Source organism: Streptomyces sp. NPDC096079 (genome assembly GCF_040303145.1).
GTDB lineage: Bacteria > Actinomycetota > Actinomycetes > Streptomycetales > Streptomycetaceae > Streptomyces.
On the sequence record NZ_JBEOST010000015.1, the window covers coordinates 43,651 to 64,609 of the forward strand.

Here is a 20,959-nt window from a genome sequence, read left to right on the forward strand (position 1 = left end):
GACCCTAACAGAGCCGGAGACCCGCGCGGGAATAATTTCGAACCCGTTCAACTCTCCTTCCCGGAGTCGCCGGGAAAAGCCGCCCGGCGACCGCCTGAAGTGCCCCTTCCCGGGCCTGTGGGCCTCCCTCCGGACCCCCGCGCACCACCCCCGACCCGGGGTGTCCGCACCCCCGCCGCAAGCGCCCCCAGCCCCCGTACAGAGCATCCGCACACCACCCCTGACCTGGGACTTTCCCTCAACTCCCGGTATTCTTGGGGCACTCGGAGGGGAGATCCACTTGGACGCCACGCACCGCGACATCCGCACCATCGACGACGTGCTCCACCTGCTCGACGGCCTTTTCTCACCCGGCGCCGACCGGTGGACGGAGGACGGCGCCGCGTGGTGGGACGGCTTCTACGCCGACCGGGACAGGCCCGTGCCGTTCTTCGTCGCCCGGCCCGACGAGAACCTGCTGACCTACCTCGACCGCGGCCTGCTCCCGGCCGGCGGCAAGGCCCTCGACCTCGGCTGCGGACCCGGCCGCAACGCCCTGCACCTCGCCTCGGCCGGCTTCGACGTGACCGCCGTCGACCTCTCGCCCACCGCGATCGCCTGGGCCGAGGAACGGGCCCGGGACGCCGGAGCCGAGCACATCCGGTTCGTGTGCGGCGACGCCTTCACCGCCGTCCTCGACGGACCCTACGACCTCGTCTACGACTCCGGCTGCTTCCACCACCTGCCCCCGCACCGCCGGATCAGCTACCTCGCCCTGCTCGACCGCGTCCTCGCACCCGGCGGCCACTTCGCGCTCACCACGTTCGCGGCCGGAGAGGGCGGCATGGGCTCCGAACTCCCGGACGCCGACTTCTACCGCAAGGGACGCCTGGAGGGCGGACTCGCCTACACCGACACCTCGCTCCGGGCCCTCTTCGGCGACGGGACGGACCCCGACCTGACGGAGATCGAACTCCGCCGCATGCGCGCCCAGTCCCCCGACTCCCCCGCCTTCGGCGAGTCCTTCCTCTGGACCGCCCTCTTCCGCCGCAGGTAGCCCTCACATCGTCCTCAGGTGCTCCGCGAGGCGGTCGTACTGCTCCCGTACGCCCGCCTCCATGCCCGCCGCCAGCGCCTGGTCCCTGCTCTCGTTCGACGGCCAGAACGACGTGCTGGTCAGGGCCGTACCGCCGTCGGGCGTCGCGTCGAACGTGAGGACCACACGGACCGGCTCGGCGTCCGGCATCTGCTCGAAGACCTCCGTGTAGTCGAGCCGCTCCACCGGGACGACGTCCTCGTACGTGCCGGAGAAGACGATCTCCTGACCCTCCGGTCCGGTCTGGCCCCAGCGCCAGGCCCCGCCCGCCCTCAGGTCGATGTCGACGACGGACGTCGTCAGCCCGGCCACCCCGTACCACTCCCGCACGTGCTCGGGCCGCGTCCAGGCCTCCCAGACGCGCGCCGGCGGGGCGCCGAAGGTGCGGGTGATGACCAGTTCGCCGTCGGCCGGCGTCGTGAGCAGGGTGACCATGGCTCCGATCCCTTCACGAAGGGCCCATTCCAGGATCACCCCGGCACTCCCGTAAAGCGAATGAACATGTTCAACAGGTGAGCGCTACAGTGCTGGCACGCGGCCGCCCGGATGAGGACGCCGCCGCGATCTCAGACCTGTGGGGGGTCCCTTTGCCGCGCTCGACGCGCCGGCTTCCGCACGCCTTCGTCCGTGCGGCCGCCGTTCTCGCTCTCACCGCGGGTACCGCCGTACCCGCCGTCATCCACGCCCCGGCCGCGCACGCGGACACGGGCTCCGCCTACGACACCACGCTCGACGACGGGCGCTACCGCGTCGGGCTCCTCGGCGACGCGCTCTGGATGAAGGTCACCGTGCTGGCCTCCACCGCCCCGGACGCCCCGGTACTCGCGTCCACCGAGGAACTCACCCGCCTCAACGGCTACTGGACCACCGACGCGCCCCTCGCCCTGCCCGCGGGCACCGCCCTCGGCGACTACCCCGTGCGCGTCGACTACCGCGTCCCCGGCCGCACCACCACGTACCGTGCGGGCGCGCTGTACAGCCACCGGCTGCACGTCGGCGTCTCGAAGGTGACCGCCGACCGCGCGACCACCGACTGGGACCACCGTCAGATCGTCCTCTCCGGCACCACGACCAGCTGGAACCCGGCCACCGGCGAGCGCTCCACCGCTCCCGCGGGCACCCGCGTGCAGTTCTGGTTCCAGGTCTACGCCGACAGCGGGTACACCGACCGCACGGGCACCGCGACCGTCGGCGCCGACGGCACCTTCTCCGTGCCGTTCACCCCGAACGGCCGGCTCACCGGCGGTACGGCCACCGTCGTCCAGGCCGCCGGCATCGACCCGGACGCGCCGGCGTCGCTGCCGGACGTGCAGATGGAGCAGCTGAGGTACCGGATCACCGCCGACGGCGACAAGTACCGCGTCCTCGCCGGCACCGACCTCCGGGTCACCGGCCGCGTCGAACGGCTCACGGACGAGGGCTGGAAGCCCTTCCCGGGCGCGCCCGTCGTCGCCACCGGGACCCAGCCGTACGCGTACGAGACGGCCGCGGTGAACGTCCTCGGCTCGACCACCTCGTCGGCGACCGGCACCTTCGACTTCCCGGCACGCGTCCAGTACGCCACCGACCAGGTCTACACCTCGCTGCGGCCGTCCCCGTACTTCATGGACAGCACGCGGCCCTACGACAAGTACGACGTCGCCGTCCCGCAGCAGTTCACGTACTCCGGCTACACGATCGGGCTCGACGAGCACGGGACCCTCTCCGCCCGGGGCAGCATCAGCTCCGGGCTCTGCGGCAACGGCGAGCCGGTGTCGCTCCAGGCGTCCCTGGACAACGGACGCACCTGGCGCACCCTCCGCTCCGGCTGGACCGACAGCTACTGCCAGTACAGCTTCGACCTCCGCGGCTACGAGTCCGCCTACTACCGCGTGTCCCACCCGGTCACGAACGGTCTGGTCGCGAAGAACGGGCCGGCCCTCAAGCGGGCCCGCGCCTACACCCGTTTCTCCGCCTTCACCATCAGCCCCACCCGGCCCGTGGTGAACGGCAGGATGACCGTCTCCGGCACCGTCCAGCGCAAGATCGGCGGCGTCTGGAAGCCCTTCGGCGGCGCCAAGCTGACCCTGGTCTTCAAGCCCAAGGGCGAGAACCAGTGGTACTGGGTGACCAAGAGCATCACCACCAACGGCAGCGGCAACTTCAGCTACCCCGCCACCGCCTACGGCGACGGCTCCTGGGCGCTGTACCTCAACACGACGGGCACCTACTTCTACAGCGAGACGAATGCGAAGTACATCGATGCGCGCTGACCTCCGCCTCTCCCTGACGGCGGCCGTCGCGGCCGTGGCCCTGGCCGCGTCCACCGCCCCCGCCCTCGCCGACGGCACCCCGACGGTCGGCATCGGCCGAGCGGTCACCGACGACGCCCAGCGCGGCTCCTTCACGGTGACCGCCTGGTCCGACGCCCCGCAGGCCGCCATCACCGCCGTCTCCGCCCGGATCCGGCAGGGCGACACCGTCCTCGCCGACATCCCGGCGCTCGCCCCGGTGTCCGCCTGGGACCCGAACACCTTCCGGCTGCCCGCCGAGGCCACCCTGAAGCTCGTCGAGGACGGCGGCAGCATCCCCGACCTGGGCACGTACGCCATCGACGTCACGGCCACCGACTCGCTCGGCAACAAGCTGACCCGCGCCGACGCCGGACGGCTCGACTTCCGGCTGCGGCCCGAACTCACCTTCGGCGTCGGCGTCCCCGCCTGGGACGACCGCAACGCCCGCCCGCAGGGCACCCTCACCGGTGTCCAGCCCGGCTCGGGCGACGTGGTGCCGCTGCCCGAGCGCCATGTCTCCGTCGGACGCGACGGCGCCGCCGGCGAGGCCCCGCGGACCCTCGTCACCTCCGCCACCGGCGACTTCACCGGCGAGCCGTACGCCGTCACCGGACCCGGCGACACCTTCACGGCCTCGTTCGCCGAGGACAGCGCCGAGGTGCACGGCACCGTGAGCGGCTCCCGCAACGTGTGGGAGTACAAGCCCCGCCGGGTCACGGCCACCGCCGCCGCCGACCGGAAGCGGGCGTTCGACGGCGAGACCGTCACGGTCAGCGGCCGTCTGACCGACCCCGCCGCCGCGGGAGCGCCGCTCGCCGAGCAGCCCGTCCGAGTGGCCTTCGGCCCGCGGAGCAGCACCGTGCTCACCGACGCGACCGGCCGGTTCTCCGCGAAGCTCCTCGCCTCGGCCGGGTCCGGCCAGTACGAGTGGGAGGTCACCTCGGGCGACCCGTTCCTGAGCTTCGACCGGCTCTCGGGCCGGCTCGCCGTTCCCCTGGAGTCCCGCACCGACCTGCTGGCCGCCTCGCTCTCCGCCGACGGCACCGTCTCGGTGACGGCCTCCCTCCGCGCCCGGTACGCGCCGGACGCGTACGTCTCGCAACTGGACGTGCAGCTGGAGCAGTCCGTGGCCGGCGGCTGGAAGCGGGTCCCGCCCCGCGAGACCGTCTACTCGGGGACGAACGTCACCCTCACCGCGGGCGGCCGCGGCGGCTGGTACCGGGTCCGGCACCTGACGAGTGACGAACTCGCCGAGTCCGCCACGTACTCCTTCCGGCTCGTCCGCAGCGACACCCGGATCGTCTCCCTGAACGCCGGTCCCGAGCCGGTCTCCAAGGGTGGGTACGTGACCGTCACCGGCGGGCTCCAGCACTACTGGGACGGCGCCTGGCGGGCCTACGGGAACGCGCCGGTCGTCCTGCAGTTCCTGCCGCGCGGCACCACCACCTGGAAGCAGATGGCGACGGGCCGGTCCGGCGCCAACGGCAGCGTCTCCCTGAGGGCCAAGGCGAGCGCCGACGGCACCTGGCGGATCCGCCACTACTCCGCCGACTACCGGCACTTCCACTCGCCGGCCTCGGCGGGCGGGGACTACGTCGACGTGCGTTGACGTGCGCTGATCCGTCGACCGTTCCGCGAAACGCCCGAGGGCGGCACCCCCACCAGGGGGTGCCGCCCTCGTTCGCGTTCAGCGATGAACTGCCGATCCGTCAGGATCAGAAGTCCATGTCACCGCCCGGCATGCCGCCGCCGGCCGGCGCGGCGGCCTTCTCCGGCTTGTCGGCGATGACGGCCTCGGTGGTGAGGAACAGCGCGGCGATCGACGCGGCGTTCTGCAGAGCGGAGCGCGTGACCTTCGCCGGGTCGATGATGCCCTCGGCGATGAGGTCGACGTACTCGTTGGTCGCGGCGTTCAGGCCGTGGCCGACGGGCAGGTTGCGGACCTTCTCCGCCACGACGCCGCCCTCGAGACCGGCGTTGACCGCGATCTGCTTCAGCGGGGCCTCAAGGGCCAGCTTGACGATGTTGGCACCGGTGGCCTCGTCGCCCGCCAGGTCGGCCTCGAGCTTCTCGAAGACGTTCGACGCCTGGAGCAGGGCCACGCCACCGCCGGCGACGATGCCCTCCTCGACGGCCGCCTTCGCGTTGCGAACGGCGTCCTCGATGCGGTGCTTGCGCTCCTTGAGCTCGACCTCGGTCGCGGCACCGGCCTTGATGACGGCCACGCCGCCGGCCAGCTTCGCGAGGCGCTCCTGGAGCTTCTCGCGGTCGTAGTCCGAGTCGGAGTTCTCGATCTCGGCGCGGATCTGGTTCACGCGACCGGCGACCTGCTCGCTGTCACCGGCACCGTCGACGATGGTGGTCTCGTCCTTGGTGATGACGACCTTGCGGGCGCGGCCGAGCAGGTCGAGGCCCGCGTTCTCGAGCTTGAGGCCGACCTCCTCGGAGATGACCGTGCCGCCCGTGAGGATGGCGATGTCGTTCAGCATGGCCTTGCGGCGGTCGCCGAAGCCCGGGGCCTTGACCGCGACGGACTTGAAGGTGCCGCGGATCTTGTTGACGACCAGGGTCGACAGGGCCTCGCCCTCGACGTCCTCGGCGATGATCAGCAGCGGCTTGCCCGACTGCATGACCTTCTCCAGGAGCGGAAGGAGGTCCTTCACGGAGGAGATCTTGGAGTTGACGATCAGGAGGTAGGGGTCGTCGAGCGACGCCTCCATGCGCTCCATGTCGGTGGCGAAGTACGCCGAGATGTAGCCCTTGTCGAAGCGCATGCCCTCGGTGAGCTCCAGCTCCAGACCGAAGGTCTGGGACTCCTCGACGGTGATGACGCCTTCCTTGCCGACCTTGTCCATCGCCTCGGCGATGAGCTCGCCGATCTGGGTGTCGGCGGCGGAGATGGAGGCCGTGGAAGCGATCTGCTCCTTGGTCTCGACATCCTTCGCCTGCTCGAGCAGGGCGCCGGAGACGGCCTCGACGGCCTTCTCGATGCCGCGCTTGAGGGCCATCGGGTTGGCACCGGCGGCCACGTTGCGCAGGCCCTCGCGGACGAGCGCCTGGGCGAGGACGGTGGCGGTGGTCGTGCCGTCGCCGGCGACGTCGTCCGTCTTCTTGGCGACTTCCTTGACCAGCTCGGCGCCGATCTTCTCGTACGGGTCCTCGAGCTCGATCTCCTTGGCGATGGAGACACCATCGTTGGTGATCGTGGGGGCGCCCCACTTCTTCTCGAGGACGACGTTGCGGCCCTTGGGGCCGAGGGTGACCTTGACGGCGTCAGCGAGCTGGTTCATGCCGCGCTCGAGACCGCGCCGGGCCTCCTCGTCGAACGCGATGATCTTGGCCATGTGAAGTGGTCCTCCCGGACATGGGGTGGATAACGCTCCAGGACCGCGCCGACGCCCGCGACGGACGGCCTGCGTACCCGATGGTTCCTTGCCCCACCTGGCCGCGGACCTCGTCTGCCCGATCCTCGTAAGCACTCTCACCTTCCGAGTGCTAACGCCAATGATTAGCACTCGACCCATGCGAGTGCAAGCGACTCTCGTGGATCGGGCACCTCTCCCGCGAGGTTCGGGAACGCGCGAGGGGTCCGCATCCCCTCAGGGATGCGGACCCCTCGACGGCGTTGCGTCGGTGGCCGATCGCGCCGCGCTCAGACGGCGAGCTTGACCATGTCCGCCTGCGGACCCTTCTGGCCCTGCGAGATCTCGAACTCGACCCGCTGGCCCTCTTCGAGGCTGCGGTAGCCATCCATCTGGATCGCGCTGTAGTGGACGAAAACATCCGCACCACCGTCTACCGCGATGAAGCCGTAGCCCTTCTCCGCGTTGAACCACTTGACGGTGCCCTGAGCCATGCCTAACTCCCCTATTACTGGCCCTTGCGCGGGACCGCACCTCGCGGACCCGGGTCAGACCCTGCGCCGGAACGCGTCGACCGCCGCTGAATGTATCTGCCCAACTGCCCTCTGCAACAGGTCATTCGACCGAGAATTCTGGGCGCCCCGGAAAGGGGAATTGGGGAGAATCCCCGGAATTACGGGGCAAGTCGGGCCCGGCAAAACGCGCAGAACGTACACAACACGCGGGCACTTTGGCTGCTTCTTGTCGTGCGGGGACGCATTCTCATATGCGTCCGGCATGCGCAGCGGAGGGGACTTCCCCAACTCTACCGCGCTCAACCATGCAGAATTGCCCCTTCCGCTTATCGCGCGGAAGGGGCAATTCGTACCGACGGGTAAAGCGGGGTCAGCAGCCGCCGGCCACGGCGGGGATGATCGAGACGCCCGCGCCGGCCGGGGTGGCCGTCTCCAGGCCCTGCTCGAAGCGCACGTCGTCGTCGTTGACGTAGACGTTGACGAAGCGGCGCAGCTTGCCCTGGTCGTCCAGGACGCGGGCGGCGATGCCCGTGTGGTTCTTCTCCAGGTCCGCGATGACCTCGGCGAGGGTCGCACCCTCGGCCTGGACCTCGGACTGCCCGCCCGTGTAGGTGCGGAGGATGGTGGGGATGCGGACGTTCACGGCCATGTCTTCGGAAACCTTTCGGGGGGCCGGGGAAGCGGACGGACTCAGACGGCCAGGCCGGCGTCGCGGAACGCGTCCAGGCTCGGGCGGATGGTGACGGTCGCCTGAGAGGTGTCGGCCACCGCGTCCAGGGTCTTGAGCCCGTCGCCCGTGTTGAGGACGACGGTGGTGAGGTCCGGGTCGATCAGACCGGCCTCGACGAGCTTCTTGGTGACGCCGACGGTCACGCCGCCCGCGGTCTCCGCGAAGATGCCCTCGGTGCGGGCGAGGATCTTGATGGCCTCGACGACCTGCTCGTCGTTCACGTCCTCCACGGCGCCGCCGGTGCGACGGGCGATGTCGAGGACGTACGGGCCGTCGGCCGGGTTGCCGATCGCCAGGGACTTGGCGATGGTGTTCGGCTTCTGCGGGCGGACGACGTCGTGGCCGGCCTTGAAGGCGGCGGAGACCGGGGAGCAGCCCTCGGCCTGGGCGCCGAAGATCTTGTACGGCTTGTCCTCGACGAGCCCCAGCTTGATGAGCTCCTGCAGACCCTTGTCGATCTTGGTGAGCTGGGAGCCGGAGGCGATCGGGATGACGAGCTGGTCGGGGATGACCCAGCCGAGCTGCTCGCAGATCTCGTACGCGAGCGTCTTGGAGCCCTCGCCGTAGTACGGGCGGAGGTTGACGTTCACGAAGCCCCAGCCCTCGCCGAGCGGGTCGCCGATGAGCTCCGAGCAGAAGCGGTTGACGTCGTCGTAGTTGCCCTCGATGGCGACGAGGTCACCGCCGTAGACACCGGCCATGACGACCTTGCCCTGCTCCAGGTCGTGCGGGATGAACACGCAGGAGCGGAAGCCGGCGCGGGCGGCGGCGGCGCCGACGGCGCCGGCCAGGTTGCCGGTGGAGGAGCAGGAGAGGGTGGTGAAGCCGAAGGCGCGGGCGGCTTCGAGCGCCTGGGCGACGACCCGGTCCTTGAAGGAGTGGGTCGGGTTGCCGGAGTCGTCCTTGACGAAGAGCTTGCCGGGGGCGACGCCGATCGCGGCGGCGAGGTTGTCGGCCTGGACGAGCTGGGTCCAGCCGGGGTTCAGGTTCGGCTTGTCCGCGACGTCGGCGGGGACGGGCAGCAGCGGGGCGTAGCGCCAGATGTTGGCGGGGCCGGCCTCGATCTGCTTCCGCAGCGCCTCGGGGTCGCCGGTGGGAAGGTCGTACGCGACTTCGAGCGGTCCGAAACAGAGCTCACAGGCGAAGATCGGTCCGAGCGGGAAGATTTCACCGCATTCGCGACAGGAAAGTCCGGACGCGGGACCGAGGTCGACGGTGGTGGGTGCGACGGTCTGAACAGCCATGGAGGCGAGGCCCTTTCTCCTCATCTTTCCCATGACGAATTTTTCGCCATGAGACGGATTTGGCACCTTCCCTAGCCGGGGACCTCGCTGGAGGACGAGACGAACCGACTGGAGGGTTGCCGGGGCTTCAACGGGCCGTTTCCCTCTGCCCCTCTGGATGAGCGGTATTCGATTGTGAAGCGTGGTGGACTTTCGTTCCTGCGCTCCGACGCGGTCGGCACCCCGACGTGCATCGGGCATCCGCGTTGTTCAAGACTGTAACCGAAGGCCCGGAACCTTGAACCGGCCGTCCGAACCGCGAGATGGAGATCACGTGCTGGAAGAGGTGGAGCGCTGGCTGGACCGGCGGTCCTGGTCCGTGGCGGACCGGCCGCTGGAGCGGATCCTCGCCGCGAAGCGGAACACGAAGGTCAGCGTCGTCCTGCCCGCGCTGAACGAGGAGGCCACGGTCGGGGACATCGTCGCCGTGATCCGCCGCGAGCTGATGACGGAGGCGGTGCCGCTCGTCGACGAGCTGGTGGTGATCGACTCGGGCTCCACGGACCGCACGGCGGAGGTGGCGGCGGCGGCCGGGGCGCGGGTGGTCGCGCGGGACGCGATACTCCCCCGGATACCGGCCGTGCCCGGCAAGGGCGAGGTGCTCTGGCGGTCGCTGATGGTGACGGGCGGGGACGTCGTGTGCTTCGTGGACGCGGACCTGCGGGACTTCTCGGCGGACTTCGTGACGGGGATCGTGGGCCCGCTGCTCACGGACCCGGACGTGGACTTCGTCAAAGCGATGTACGACCGCCCGTTCGGAGACACCCCGGGCCAGGGCGGCCGGGTCACGGAGCTGGTGGCGCGCCCGCTGCTCAACCTCCACTGGCCGCAGCTGGCGGGCTTCGTGCAGCCGCTGGGCGGCGAGTACGCCGCGCGCCGCTCGCTGCTCGAACGGCTGCCGTTCCCCGTCGGGTACGGCGTGGAGCTGGGCCTGCTCGTCGACGCCCTGCACACGGTGGGCCTGGACGCGCTCGCGCAGGTGGACGTGGGGGTGCGCAAGCACCGGCACCAGGACGGGCAGGCGCTGGGCCGGATGGCGGCGGCGATCTACCGGACGGCGCAGCTGCGGCTCTCGCGGGGCCATCTGGTGCGGCCGAGGCTGACGCAGTTCGAGCGGGGCGAGAAGGGCTTCGAGCCGCGGACGTACGCGGTGGACACCGAGGAGCGGCCGCCGATGGCCGAGATCACGGAGTACGCGCGGCGCCGCGTGGCGTAACCCCCACGATGATCCGTTTTGCATAAATTGCCCTTTTATGCGCTTCAGACGACACCACCTGAGCAGACTGCTCGCGGTCATCGGGCTCACCGCGGGCTCGATCGCGTTCACGGCGGCCGTCCCGGTCGCCGCGGACGTGGTCGAGCCCTTCGGCGAGCGGTACGCCGCGTCGCTGTACGGCGACTTCACCACGATCGGCAACACGGTCATGGGCTGCCCCACCGCCCCGGCCGAGCCGGCGGCGCGCTGCGCGACGGCGGCGTCCGGCCGGGGCGCGGACGACAACAACACCTTCGTGATGCGGCGGATCGACGCGGCCGGCACCGGGAGCGACGCCTTCGGCTCCAGCACCGGCCACGTGAGGATCCCCGCGGGCGCCCGGGTCGCGTACGCCCGCCTCTTCTGGGGCGGCAACGACGGCACGTACAAGGGCCCGGGCGGTGCCCGGCTGAAGCGCTGCGACATCTCCGGCGCGGACGTCGGGCGCTCCCCCGGCGACCCGACGACGACGGCCCCCGTGATCACGGTGGGGGCGGGGGCGGCGACCCCGGTCTCGATCGACAGCATGGTCGCGGACCCGGCCGACACCGGCGGCCCGCACTACTACACGGGCGAGTCCGACGTGACCGCCGCCTTCGCGGGCGTCTCGGGGACGGACGCGCGGGTGGCGGTCGGCAACCTCTGGGCGGCCGACGGCAAGGGCTGCGTGGCGGGCTGGTCCCTCACGGTCGTCCACGCGTTCCCGGGCCCGGACCCGGTGAAGGCCCCCGAGCGGCGGAACGTCCGCGTCTACGGCGGCCACGTCCTCCAGCGTTCCACCTCGCCGGCCACCACGATCACCGTGGACGGCTTCCACCGGAGCCCCGGGACGGTCCGCGCGAGCGTGACCGCGTACGAGGGCGACCGGAACACGCCGGGCGACAGGTTCCTCGTGGACGGCAGGAACGTCACCGCGCCCCCCACCGGCACCACGGACGGCTTCTTCGTCGGCGAGGCCGACGGCGCGCTCTCCCCGAAGCTCACCGACAGCCTGGGCATCGACGCCAAGGCCTTCGACGTCCCGGCCGGCGCCGTCCCGCCCGGCGCCGGCTCGGCCGACCTGACCTTCTCCACCAGCGGCGACACCTACGTGCCGTCCGCGCTCGCCTTCTCCGTACCGGTCCCGGACCTGGAGGTCACCAAGACGGCGAGCCCGCACACGGTGAAGCCGGGCGACACCCTCACGTACACGATCACCGCGAGGAACGTCAGCGGGACCGACTACCCGAACGCCCGGTTCGGCGACGACCTGACGGCGAACCTGGACGACGCCGACTACAACGGGGACGTGCGCACCGACCTGGGCACGGTCTCGTACGAGAAGCGGAGGATCGGGTACGTCGGGACCATCCCGGCCGGGAAGACGGCGACCGTCACCTACTCGGTGACGATCAAGGACCCGGCGACGGGCGACGGAAGGCTCCGCGCCGGCGTGGAGGTGGAGACCCCGCGCTCCACCTGCGGAGACGGCAGCGCGGACCCGTCCTGCACGACGGCCCCGAAGCTGGAGGCCCCGACGCTGGAGGCCCCGGAGCCGACCCCGCCCCCCACGCCCACCCCGGCGGAGCCCGCACCGGCCCCGGCGCGACCGGAACCCTCCTCCGGGGAAGCCGGCGCGCCCCGCACGGTCCCGGTGAGCCCGTCCTCCCCGGCACCCCCGGCCCCGGGCCCCCAGGGCGGCCACCACACCGGCGCGGGCGCGGGCCCCGGCTCCATGGCGGAGACCGGAAGCAGCGGCGAGCGCCTCTGGCTGCTGGGCGCCCTCGCGGTGGCGCTGGCGGCGACGGGCCTGGTGGCGAAGGCGGCGATGCGCGGCCGGCGCGACTGACCTGCGGTGACCGCCCGTGGCCGGATCAGCCCGTCTCGTATACGTACGTTTGAGCGTTTACGAGACGGGCTAGGTTCGCCACATGGCTACTGTGCTCGTGGCATCCAACCGGGGCCCGGTCTCGTACGCGCTCGGCGAGGACGGCTCGCTCGAAGCCCGCAAGGGCGGCGGCGGCCTGGCGTCGGCCCTGAGCACCATCGACGCCCGGGAGAGCCTCTGGGTGTGCGCCGCGCTCGGCGACGGCGACCGCGAGGCGGTGAGACGCGGGACGGCCGAGCCGGGCGTGCGGATGCTGGACATCGACCCGGCGACCTACACCGACGCGTACAACGGCATCGCGAACTCGGTGCTGTGGTTCCTCCACCACCATCTGTACGACGTCCCGCGCGAGCCGGTCTTCGACGCGGAGTTCCGCCGCCGCTGGGAGTCGTACCGCGCGTACAACCACGCCTTCGCGGACAGCCTGGCCGCGGAGGCGGCACCGGGCGCGGCGGTCCTGGTCCAGGACTACCACCTGGCCCTCGTCCCGGGCCGGCTGCGGGAGCTCCGCCCCGACCTGCGCATCGCCCACTTCACGCACACCCCCTGGGCCTCACCCGGGTACCTGGGGATGCTCCCGGCGGACGTCCGCGAGGAGCTGCTCCGGGGGATGCTCGGCGCGGACCGCCTCGGCTTCCACACGCGCGCCTGGGCCGAGGCGTTCGAGGCCTGCGCGGGCGACCTGGGACGGACCCGGGTGGCGACGTACCCCCTGGGCGTGGACGGCGAGGAGCTGCGGGCACTGGCGTACCGACCGGAGGTGGACGACCGCCTGGCGGCACTGCGCGGCGAGATCGGCGACCGCCGGACGATCGTCCGCGTGGACCGCACCGAGCTCTCGAAGAACATCCTGCGCGGTCTCCGGGCCTACCGCGAACTCCTCACGAACCGCCCGGAATGGCACGACCGGGTGGTCCACCTGGCCTCGGCCTACCCCTCGCGCCAGGACCTGGAGTCGTACCGCGCGTACACCGCGGCCGTCTCCGATCTGGCGGCGGAGATCAACACCGAGTTCGGCACGGCGGACTGGCAGCCGGTCCTGGTCTCGGTCGAGGACGACTTCCCCCGCTCCCTCGCCGCCTACCGCCTGGCGGACGTGGCCCTGGTGAACCCGGTGCGGGACGGCATGAACCTGGTGGCCAAGGAGATACCGGTCGTCTCGGAGAACGGCTGCGCCCTGGTCCTGTCCCGGGAGGCGGGGGCGTACGAGGAACTCCACGAGGACGCCCTCACGGTGAACCCCTTCGACGTGACGGAGACCGCTGAGGCCCTCCACACGGCCCTGACCATGCCCCCGGCGGAGCGCACGGACCGCACGAAGCGCCTGGCGACCGCCGCCACGGCACTCCCCCCGCAGCGCTGGTTCCTGGACCAGCTGGAGGACCTCAGGGGCTAGCGCCACCCGGTGGGGCGCGGGCCGGACCGGAGCCTCCTAGGAGGCCCTCTGCCGCACCCTGCCCCAGGCCGCCAGGGGCTCCAGGGCCTCGTTGAGGCGGAGGCCGTCCTCCGTCAGGGCGTACTCGACGCGGGGCGGGACCTCGTCGTACGAGACGCGGTCGACGACGCCGTCCGCCTCCAGTTCGCGGAGGTGGGACGCGAGGACCTTCTCCGTGATGCCCGGGACCAGTCGGCGCAGCTCGCCGAAGCGGCGGTGCGGCTGCTCGTGGAGCGCCCAGAGGATGAGCACCTTCCACTTGCCGCCGATCACCTCCATCGCGGTGTCGATCCCGCAGACGTGGCCGTCCCCGTCCCCCGGCCGGTTCCGTGTCGCCATCCCGCCGCACCCTCCTGACCTGTTCGCTCACCCCAGGGTAACCACCCACCTGGAAGTGGGTACTTGAGCAGGTCAGAGGCCCGGCGCAGCCTTGTGGGCATGACAGCGAACCCTTCCCCCCTCTCCCTCCTCGGACTCGGCGCCATGGGCACCGCCCTCGCCCGTACCTGGCTCGCCGCCGGGCACCCGCTCACCGTCTGGAACCGGACCCCGGCCCGCGCGGACGCCCTCGCCTCCGAGGGCGCGAAGCCCGCGGACAGCGCGGGCGCGGCCGTCGCGGCGAACACCCTCGTCGTGCTCTGCCTCCTCGACGACGACTCCGTCGGCGCCGCCCTCGACGGCGTCGACCTCACCGGCAAGGACCTCGTCAACCTCACGACCACGACACCCGCCCAGGCCCGGGCCAGGGCCGCCTGGGCCGAGGAGCGGGGCGCCCGCTACCTGGACGGCGGCATCATGGCCGTCCCGCCGATGATCGGCGTTCCCGGGGCCGGCGGCTACGTCTTCTACAGCGGCTCGCCGGAGCTCTTCGCGGCACACCGGGCGGCCCTGGCCGTGCCGGCGGGCACGACGTACGTCGGCGGGGACGCCGGCTTCGCGGCCCTGCACGACGTGGCCCTGCTCAGCGCCATGTACGGGATGTTCGCCGGGGCCGCGCACGCCTTCGCGCTGATCCGCCGGGAGGACATCGACCCCGTCGCCTTCGCCCCGCTGCTCGCCGACTGGCTCGCCGCCATGTCCCGGAGCGTCCACGGCACCGCCGCGCAGCTGCGGTCCGGCGACTACACCGAGGGCGTGGTGTCGAACCTCGCGATGCAGGTGGCGGGCACGCCGACGTTCCTGGCCACCGCCGAGGGGCAGGGCGTCAGCCCGGAGCTGCTCGCACCGTACTTCGAGCTGATGCGCCGCCGGCTCGACGTGGGCCGCGGGGAGGAGGACCTGACGGGCGTGGTGGACCTGCTGCTCCGCTAGCTGGCCCCGGGGGGCGTCAGCCCTCCCGCACCGCCGCCGCCAGTTCCGTCAGGAACTCCACCACGCCCGCCGGACCCCGTACGGACAGGTCGGCGCGGTCGGCCAGTTCCGGGACCTCCGTGGAACCGCTGCACACCAGGACGCCCGGGGTGCCGTCGGAGCGGAGCTTCTCGACCGCCGCGAAGGCCGGCAGGTCGCCCAGGTCGTCCCCCGCGTACAGCACGGACCCGGCGCCCACCTCCCGTACGTACTTCGCCAGCGCCACGCCCTTGTCCATGCCCGGAGGCCGCAGCTCCAGGACCATGCGGCCGGGCTCCAGGACGAGGCCGTGGGCGACGGCCAGATCGCCCAGCGGGCCCTTGAGCGCCTCGAAGGCACCCTCCGGGTCGAGGGCGCGCCGGGTGTGGACGGCGACCGCGCGGCCCTTCTCCTCGATCCAGACGCCCGGCCAGGCCCCGGCCCGGTCGAGGAAGCCGGGGAGCTCGGCGCGGACGGAGGCCACGCCGGGGTGCGGGGCGGCGGCCCGGACGGTGCCGGTGACGGCGTCCCAGCGTTCGGCGCCGTAGTGGCCGAGGACGACGAGGTGCTCCAGGCCCGGGACGCCGGCGAAGCCGCCGTAGCGCACGGCGACGCCCGCGGGGCGGCCGGTCACGACGGCGACGGAGGCGACCTCGGGCGCGAGGGCGGCGAGGGCTGCCACGGCGCCGGGGTGGGCGCGGGCCTGCTCGGGGTCGGGGACGATGTCGGCGAGCGTGCCGTCGAAGTCGAGGGCGACGACGGCCTTCGCGGGCCGCGCGAGGAGCGCGGCGAGGCCGTCGCGGCCGGACGGGGTGGTCGGGTGCGGGAGGCTGCTGACCATGTCCCCGACCCTACCGACGTACGGGTGTCACGTCAGCGTGGCCGGAGTCACCGGCCGAAGTCATCCTTCTTCTCTCCGCCGCTGCTTCTCCTCGCGGACCCGGCGCAGCCGGTTGACCGTCACCGGGTCGTGGGCGAGGGCGCGCGGGTCGTCGAGGAGGGCGTTGAGGAGCTGGTAGTAGCGGGTCGGCGAGAGCCCGAGCCGCTCCCGGACGGCCCGCTCCTTGGCACCGGGCCCGGGCCAGGAGCGGCGTTCGAGGGCGAGGAGCGCCTTCTCGCGCTCCCCGAGTCCCCTGCTGTCGGCCTCTTCGGTCATACGACCAACCTATTACTCGGCGTTCTCCGCCGCCGTCGCCTCCCGGGCGATCCGGCCGAGGACGTCGGCGGGGCGGCCGCCCGGCGTGACGGCCTTGCCGATGTTCTGCTTGACGTTCTCGCTGACCTTGGCCCAGGAGGTCTTGCCGACCGGCGGGAGCTGGGCGTCCGGCAGGACCTTGAGGAAGACGCGCAGGTTGGCGTGGGCGGGGTCGGTCTCCATGCGGGTGGAGGCGGTGACGGTGACCGGCAGCAGGTCGTTGTCGCCGGCGAACTTCAGGACGTTCTCGTCGCTGAAGACGAAGTTGAGGAAGTCGCCGATCTCCTTGCGGTGGCCGTTCTGCTTGAAGCCCATGATCCAGTCGGCGACGCCCATGGAGGTCTTGGGCGCGCCGTCGGAGCCGGGGAGGGGGACCTGGCCGACCTGGACGCCCTTCTTCGCGGCCTCCTTGAGCAGCGAGGGGTGGCCGTTGAGCATGCCGACCTCGCCGTTCGCGAAGGCGGCGAAGGCGGCCTTGCGGTTGAGCTTGCCGGGGGCGACCGGGCCGGTGAGGTCCTTGCCGACCAGGTTCTTGCGGAGCCACTCGAAGGTGCGCACGTTGGCGTCGGAGTCGATGGCGTAGCGGTCGGTCGCGTCGGTCCAGCCGCCTCCGCCGCTGAACAGCCACATGAGGGCCTCGGCCTGGGCCTCCTCGGGGCCGAGGGGCAGCGCGAAGGGGGTGGGGACGCCCTTGGCCTTGAGCTTGGCGGCGGCCTCGGCGAGCTCGGCCCAGGTGGTGGGGGCCTCGGCCCCGGCCTCCTGGAAGAGTTCCTTGTTGTAGAAGAGCGGCCGGGTGGAGGCGACGAACGGCATCCCGTACTGGGTGCGCTTGTACTCGCCGGCGGAGACGAGCGCGCTGAGGAAGTTGGCCTGGACGGGTATGGAGAGGAGGTCGTCGGCGGCGTAGAGCTGTCCGGCGGCGGCGTAGTCGGCGTAGGCGCCGATCTGCGCGATGTCGGGGGCCTCGCCGGCCTTGACCATCTCGGCGACCTTGCGGTCGACGTCGTCCCAGGAGACGACGTCGACGTCGACGGTGACGCCGGGGTGCTGGGCCTGGAAGGCGGCGACGAGGTCGGTCCAGTACTTCTTGGTGGTGTCGCCACCGGTCAGGTCGTAGTCGGCTGCGACCAGCTTCAGGGTCACGTCGCCGGAGTCACCGCCGAGGGAGCCGCAGCCGGCGACCGTCGTGGTCAGTCCGAGGGCGGCGGCGGCCGCGGTCAGTCCAAGGAATCGTCGCCGCTCCACGGCTTCATCCACCTTTTGCTCATCGTCGAGCTGTCGTCCATCTGCACTGAGCTGCTTGTTTGCTCTTCTCAGGGCCGTAAGTCTGCCTCGCGCGCGGGCGTGAGGTCTACACCACTCGGGTATCACTTCCGCAACTGCGGCGGGACCATGGCCCCATGGCCGGTCTCGAATTTGTATCCGAGCGCAACAATCCTGCCCAGTGGACTAGACCTTTTGGGTGGTCCCGCGCCAGACTGTCCCCCGTGAGACACGTCATCGCCCTGGATGTGGGCGGCACCGGCATGAAGGCCGCCCTCGTCGGGGCGGACGGCACCCTGCTGCACGAGGCCCGCCGCGCCACCGGGCGCGAGCGCGGCCCCGAGGCCGTCGTCGAGACGATCCTCCGGTTCGCCGAAGACCTCCGCACCCTCGGCCAGGAACGGTACGGAGAGCCCGCCGCCGCGGCCGGAGTCGCCGTCCCCGGAATCGTCGACGCCGACAACGGCATCGCCGTCTACGCCGCCAACCTCGGCTGGCGCGACGTTCCCATGCGCGAACTCCTCAGCGCCCGCCTCGACGGCATCCCCGTCGCCCTCGGCCACGACGTCCGCACCGGAGGCCTCGCCGAAGGCCGCATCGGCGCGGGCAACGGCGCCGACCGCTTCCTCTTCGTGCCCCTCGGCACCGGCATCGCCGGAGCCATCGGCATCGGCGACCGCATCGAGGCCGGCGCCCACGGCTACGCGGGCGAGATCGGCCACATCGTCGTCCGCCCCGGCGGCACCGACTGCGGCTGCGGCCAGCGCGGCTGCCTGGAGCGCTACGCCTCCGCCTCCGCCGTCTCCCTCGCCTGGGCCGAGGCCAGTGGCGACCCCGAGGCCGACGCGGCCGACTGCGCCAAGGCCGTCGAGTCCGGCGACCCCACCGCCGTGCGGGTCTGGCAGGACGCCGTCGACGCCCTCGCCGACGGACTCGTCACCGCCCTCACCCTGCTGGACCCCCGGACGCTCATCATCGGTGGCGGTCTCGCCGAGGCCGGGGAAACCTTGTTCACACCACTCCGGGCCGCCGTGGAGGAACGCGTCACGTTCCAGAAGCTGCCCGCCATCGTCCCGGCGGCCCTCGGGGACACCGCCGGATGCCTGGGCGCGGGCCTCCTCGCCTGGGACCTTCTCTCCCTCGACTCGGAGGTTTCCGCCTGATGGCCGATCACCAGGTTCTCGCCGGCGCACACGTCGTGCTCCCCACCGGAACGGTCGAGAACGGACGCGTGATCGTCGACGGCGACCGCATCGCGGGCTCCGCACCCGAGAACGCCCCCGTCCTCGACCTCAGCGGCCACTGGCTCGTCCCCGGCTTCGTCGACCTCCACAACCACGGCGGCGGCGGCGCGTCCTTCACCTCCGGCACCGTCGACGAGGTCCTCAAGGGCGTCCACACCCACCGCCTGCACGGCACCACCACCACCGTCGCCTCCTTCGTCACCGGCGACATGGACTTCCTCGGCCGCCGCGCCGGCCTGCTCTCCGAGCTCGCCGAGCAGGGCGAGATCGCCGGCCTCCACTTCGAAGGCCCGTTCATCTCCCCCTGCCGCAAAGGCGCCCACGACGAGACCCTGCTCCGCGACCCCGACCCCGCCGAGGTCCGCAAGCTGATCGACGCCGCCCGCGGCCAGGCCAAGATGGTCACCCTCGCCACCGAGCTGCCCGGCGGCATCGACTCCGTACGCCTGCTCGCCGAGCACGGCGTCATCGCCGCCATCGGTCACACCGACGCCACGTACGAGCAGACGCGGGCCGCCATCGACGCGGGCGCCACCGTCGCCACCCACCTGTACAACGCGATGCCCGCACTCGGCCACCGCGCGCCCGGCCCGATCGCCGCCCTCCTGGAGGACGAGCGGATCACCGTCGAGCTCATCAACGACGGCACCCACCTCCACCCGGCCGCCCTGGAGCTCGCCTTCCATCACGCGGGCCCCGAGCGCGTCGCGTTCATCACCGACGCCATGGACGCCGCCGGCTTCGGCGACGGCCGCTACATGCTCGGCCCGCTGGCCGTCGAGGTGAAGGACAGCGTCGCCCGCCTCGTCGAGGGCGGCTCCATCGCCGGCTCCACCCTCACCCTGGACCGCGCCTTCAAGCGCGCCGCCACCGTCGACGGCCTCCCCGTCGAGTCCGTCGTCCAGGCCATCTCCGCCAACCCCGCCCGCCTGCTCGGGATGTACGACCGCGTCGGCTCCCTGGAGCCGGGCAAGGACGCCGACATCGTCGTCCTCGACGCGGAGTTCGAGCTGAAGGGCGTCCTGCGCAAGGGCGAGTGGATCGTGCGGCCCCCGTCCGTCTGATCAGGTGTCACTCAGGAGAGCGGTTGGCCGGGGGTCTGGGCCAACCGCCTTTCCTTTGGCATGATCAGTGCCCGTCGGGACGGCCGTTCCGCAGGACTTCACACGGAGTACGGGGGGTGGACAGGTCGTGATCCTCACGGTCACCCTCAACACGGCGCTGGACCTGACCTACCGGGTCCCCGCCCTCGTCCCGCACGCCTCCCACCGGATCACCCAGGTCATCGAACGGCCCGGCGGCAAAGGACTCAACGTCGCCCGCGTCCTCGCCGCCCTCGGATACGAGACGGTCGCCACCGGCTTCGCGGGCGGCGCGACGGGCGCCACCCTGCGGGACCTGCTCGCCGAGACCCCCGTACGGGACGAACTCGTCGAGACGGCCGGCCCCACCCGCCGCACCGTCGCCGTCGTCGACACCGCGAGCGGCGACACCACCCAGCTCAACGAACCGGGCCCCACGGTCACCGCCGCCGAATGGACCGGCTTCCGCACCCGCTTCACGCGGCTCCTCGACGGAGCCGCCGCCGTCGCCCTCTGCGGCAGCCTCCCCCCGGGCATCCACGTCGGCGCCTACGCGGAACTCGTCCGCCTCGCCCGCACCGCCGGGGTCCCCGTCCTCCTCGACACCAGCGGCGAACCCCTCCGACGCGGCATCGCCGCCCGCCCCGACCTGGTCAAGCCGAACGCCGAGGAACTCGCCCAGCTGACCGGCGCCCGCGAACCCCACCGGGCCACCCGCGACGCCCGCCGCCGGGGCGCGCACGCGGTGATCTCCTCGCTCGGCCCCGAAGGCCTGCTCGCCGCCACCCCCGAAGGCCTGTGGCGCGCGACCCCGCCCGCCGCCGTCAAGGGCAACCCCACGGGCGCCGGCGACTCCGCCGTCGCCGGCCTCCTCTCGGGCCTGGTCGACAAGACCCCCTGGCCGGACCGCCTCACCCGAGCGGTCGCCCTCTCGGCGGCGACGGTCCTCTCCCCCGTGGCGGGCGAGTTCGACCCGACGGCATACGAGGACCTGCTGCCGCGGGTGACGGTGACGGAGGTGGGCGGCGCGGCCTGAGCCGCGCCCGGCCCC

General features: G+C 72.0%; 19 protein-coding genes and 1 riboswitch. Of the genes, 10 read left to right on the forward strand and 9 right to left on the reverse strand.

The window, feature by feature from the left end; genetic code table 11:
- Positions 1-280 precede the first annotated feature (280 nt).
- Positions 281-1,036, forward strand: a complete 756-nt coding sequence (locus ABTY59_RS26460; RefSeq protein ID WP_352021538.1) for a class I SAM-dependent methyltransferase — start codon at positions 281-283, stop codon at positions 1,034-1,036.
- 3 nt (positions 1,037-1,039) lie between these two features.
- On the opposite strand, the gene ABTY59_RS26465 is transcribed toward ABTY59_RS26460, so the two are convergent.
- Positions 1,040-1,510 (reverse strand): SRPBCC domain-containing protein, encoded by a 471-nt coding sequence (locus tag ABTY59_RS26465; protein WP_352021539.1) that lies wholly within the window; start codon positions 1,508-1,510, stop codon positions 1,040-1,042.
- A gap of 152 nt (positions 1,511-1,662) precedes the next feature.
- Between ABTY59_RS26465 and ABTY59_RS26470 the strand changes: the two genes are divergently transcribed.
- The gene (locus ABTY59_RS26470; protein ID WP_352021540.1) at positions 1,663-3,327 is read left to right on the forward strand and encodes a hypothetical protein; all 1,665 of its coding nucleotides are present in this window, start codon (positions 1,663-1,665) and stop codon (positions 3,325-3,327) included.
- Positions 3,317-4,957 (forward strand): hypothetical protein, encoded by a 1,641-nt coding sequence (locus tag ABTY59_RS26475; protein ID WP_352021541.1) that lies wholly within the window; start codon positions 3,317-3,319, stop codon positions 4,955-4,957. The genes ABTY59_RS26470 and ABTY59_RS26475 overlap by 11 nt, the downstream gene beginning before the upstream one ends.
- Positions 4,958-5,063: 106 nt before the next feature.
- On the opposite strand, the gene groL is transcribed toward ABTY59_RS26475, so the two are convergent.
- The 4 genes from groL to thrC form a co-directional block, all read right to left on the reverse strand.
- Entirely contained in the window at positions 5,064-6,692 is a 1,629-nt protein-coding gene (groL, locus tag ABTY59_RS26480) for a chaperonin GroEL (RefSeq protein ID WP_352021542.1), read from the reverse strand.
- Between the two features lie 308 nt (positions 6,693-7,000).
- A complete protein-coding gene (locus ABTY59_RS26485) occupies positions 7,001-7,204 on the reverse strand; it encodes a cold-shock protein (RefSeq protein ID WP_015035246.1) in 204 nt (67 codons plus the stop codon).
- 391 nt (positions 7,205-7,595) lie between these two features.
- Positions 7,596-7,874: a MoaD/ThiS family protein gene (locus ABTY59_RS26490; RefSeq protein WP_017238235.1), complete on the reverse strand. Its 279-nt coding sequence runs from the start codon at positions 7,872-7,874 to the stop codon at positions 7,596-7,598.
- Positions 7,875-7,915: 41 nt separating this feature from the next.
- Positions 7,916-9,223, reverse strand: coding sequence for a threonine synthase (thrC, locus tag ABTY59_RS26495; protein WP_352021663.1), 1,308 nt, complete (start codon positions 9,221-9,223; stop codon positions 7,916-7,918).
- Positions 9,217-9,363: riboswitch (SAM riboswitch) on the reverse strand. It overlaps the preceding gene by 7 nt.
- A 149-nt stretch (positions 9,364-9,512) precedes the next feature.
- On the opposite strand from thrC, the gene ABTY59_RS26500 reads away from it, so the two are divergent.
- The 3 genes from ABTY59_RS26500 (at position 9,513) to ABTY59_RS26510 (ending at position 13,756) form a co-directional block, all read left to right on the forward strand.
- Positions 9,513-10,454 (forward strand): glucosyl-3-phosphoglycerate synthase, encoded by a 942-nt coding sequence (locus ABTY59_RS26500; protein WP_352021543.1) that lies wholly within the window; start codon positions 9,513-9,515, stop codon positions 10,452-10,454.
- Positions 10,455-10,491: 37 nt separating this feature from the next.
- Complete coding sequence (locus ABTY59_RS26505) at positions 10,492-12,321, forward strand: DUF7927 domain-containing protein (protein ID WP_352021544.1); 1,830 nt, start codon at positions 10,492-10,494, stop codon at positions 12,319-12,321.
- Positions 12,322-12,403: 82 nt separating this feature from the next.
- Entirely contained in the window at positions 12,404-13,756 is a 1,353-nt protein-coding gene (locus tag ABTY59_RS26510) for an alpha,alpha-trehalose-phosphate synthase (UDP-forming) (RefSeq protein ID WP_352021545.1), read from the forward strand.
- Positions 13,757-13,792: 36 nt separating this feature from the next.
- Here the strand turns inward: ABTY59_RS26510 and ABTY59_RS26515 are convergent, their stop codons facing one another.
- Positions 13,793-14,134, reverse strand: coding sequence for a winged helix-turn-helix transcriptional regulator (locus ABTY59_RS26515; RefSeq protein WP_352021546.1), 342 nt, complete (start codon positions 14,132-14,134; stop codon positions 13,793-13,795).
- 99 nt (positions 14,135-14,233) lie between these two features.
- On the opposite strand from ABTY59_RS26515, the gene ABTY59_RS26520 reads away from it, so the two are divergent.
- Positions 14,234-15,106, forward strand: coding sequence for an NAD(P)-dependent oxidoreductase (locus tag ABTY59_RS26520; RefSeq protein ID WP_352021547.1), 873 nt, complete (start codon positions 14,234-14,236; stop codon positions 15,104-15,106).
- A gap of 16 nt (positions 15,107-15,122) precedes the next feature.
- Here ABTY59_RS26520 and otsB read toward each other — a convergent pair whose 3' ends face one another.
- The 3 genes from otsB to ABTY59_RS26535 are packed head-to-tail and all read right to left on the reverse strand — an operon-like array spanning position 15,123 to position 17,576.
- A complete protein-coding gene (otsB, locus tag ABTY59_RS26525; RefSeq protein WP_352021548.1) occupies positions 15,123-15,965 on the reverse strand; it encodes a trehalose-phosphatase in 843 nt (280 codons plus the stop codon).
- Positions 15,966-16,025: 60 nt separating this feature from the next.
- A complete protein-coding gene (locus ABTY59_RS26530) occupies positions 16,026-16,280 on the reverse strand; it encodes a DUF3263 domain-containing protein (protein WP_352021549.1) in 255 nt (84 codons plus the stop codon).
- Between the two features lie 12 nt (positions 16,281-16,292).
- Positions 16,293-17,576 carry an extracellular solute-binding protein gene (locus ABTY59_RS26535; protein WP_352021550.1) on the reverse strand — a complete coding sequence of 428 codons (1,284 nt, stop codon included), beginning with the start codon at positions 17,574-17,576 and terminating at the stop codon, positions 16,293-16,295.
- Positions 17,577-17,806: 230 nt separating this feature from the next.
- Between ABTY59_RS26535 and ABTY59_RS26540 the strand changes: the two genes are divergently transcribed.
- The 3 genes from ABTY59_RS26540 (at position 17,807) to ABTY59_RS26550 (ending at position 20,944) form a co-directional block, all read left to right on the forward strand.
- The gene (locus ABTY59_RS26540) at positions 17,807-18,745 is read left to right on the forward strand and encodes an ROK family protein (RefSeq protein ID WP_352021551.1); all 939 of its coding nucleotides are present in this window, start codon (positions 17,807-17,809) and stop codon (positions 18,743-18,745) included.
- Positions 18,745-19,890, forward strand: a complete 1,146-nt coding sequence (nagA, locus tag ABTY59_RS26545; RefSeq protein ID WP_352021552.1) for an N-acetylglucosamine-6-phosphate deacetylase — start codon at positions 18,745-18,747, stop codon at positions 19,888-19,890. Before ABTY59_RS26540 ends, nagA begins: the two co-directional genes overlap by 1 nt.
- A gap of 127 nt (positions 19,891-20,017) precedes the next feature.
- Complete coding sequence (locus ABTY59_RS26550) at positions 20,018-20,944, forward strand: 1-phosphofructokinase family hexose kinase (RefSeq protein WP_352021553.1); 927 nt, start codon at positions 20,018-20,020, stop codon at positions 20,942-20,944.
- Positions 20,945-20,959: the final 15 nt, after the last annotated feature.

What these genes read in the sequence shown, in the direction of transcription:
- groL (WP_352021542.1), bottom strand. Translation starts at nt 6,692, where the DNA reads ATGGCCAAGATCATCGCGTTCGACGAGGAGGCCCGGCGCGGTCTCGAG.
- ABTY59_RS26515 (WP_352021546.1), bottom strand. Translation starts at nt 14,134, where the DNA reads ATGGCGACACGGAACCGGCCGGGGGACGGGGACGGCCACGTCTGCGGG.
- ABTY59_RS26530 (WP_352021549.1), bottom strand. Translation starts at nt 16,280, where the DNA reads ATGACCGAAGAGGCCGACAGCAGGGGACTCGGGGAGCGCGAGAAGGCG.
- nagA (WP_352021552.1), top strand. Translation starts at nt 18,745, where the DNA reads ATGGCCGATCACCAGGTTCTCGCCGGCGCACACGTCGTGCTCCCCACC.
- ABTY59_RS26475 (WP_352021541.1), top strand. Translation starts at nt 3,317, where the DNA reads ATGCGCGCTGACCTCCGCCTCTCCCTGACGGCGGCCGTCGCGGCCGTG.
- ABTY59_RS26485 (WP_015035246.1), bottom strand. Translation starts at nt 7,204, where the DNA reads ATGGCTCAGGGCACCGTCAAGTGGTTCAACGCGGAGAAGGGCTACGGC.
- ABTY59_RS26520 (WP_352021547.1), top strand. Translation starts at nt 14,234, where the DNA reads ATGACAGCGAACCCTTCCCCCCTCTCCCTCCTCGGACTCGGCGCCATG.
- ABTY59_RS26465 (WP_352021539.1), bottom strand. Translation starts at nt 1,510, where the DNA reads ATGGTCACCCTGCTCACGACGCCGGCCGACGGCGAACTGGTCATCACC.
- thrC (WP_352021663.1), bottom strand. Translation starts at nt 9,223, where the DNA reads ATGAGGAGAAAGGGCCTCGCCTCCATGGCTGTTCAGACCGTCGCACCC.
- ABTY59_RS26510 (WP_352021545.1), top strand. Translation starts at nt 12,404, where the DNA reads ATGGCTACTGTGCTCGTGGCATCCAACCGGGGCCCGGTCTCGTACGCG.
- otsB (WP_352021548.1), bottom strand. Translation starts at nt 15,965, where the DNA reads ATGGTCAGCAGCCTCCCGCACCCGACCACCCCGTCCGGCCGCGACGGC.
- ABTY59_RS26505 (WP_352021544.1), top strand. Translation starts at nt 10,492, where the DNA reads ATGCGCTTCAGACGACACCACCTGAGCAGACTGCTCGCGGTCATCGGG.
- ABTY59_RS26490 (WP_017238235.1), bottom strand. Translation starts at nt 7,874, where the DNA reads ATGGCCGTGAACGTCCGCATCCCCACCATCCTCCGCACCTACACGGGC.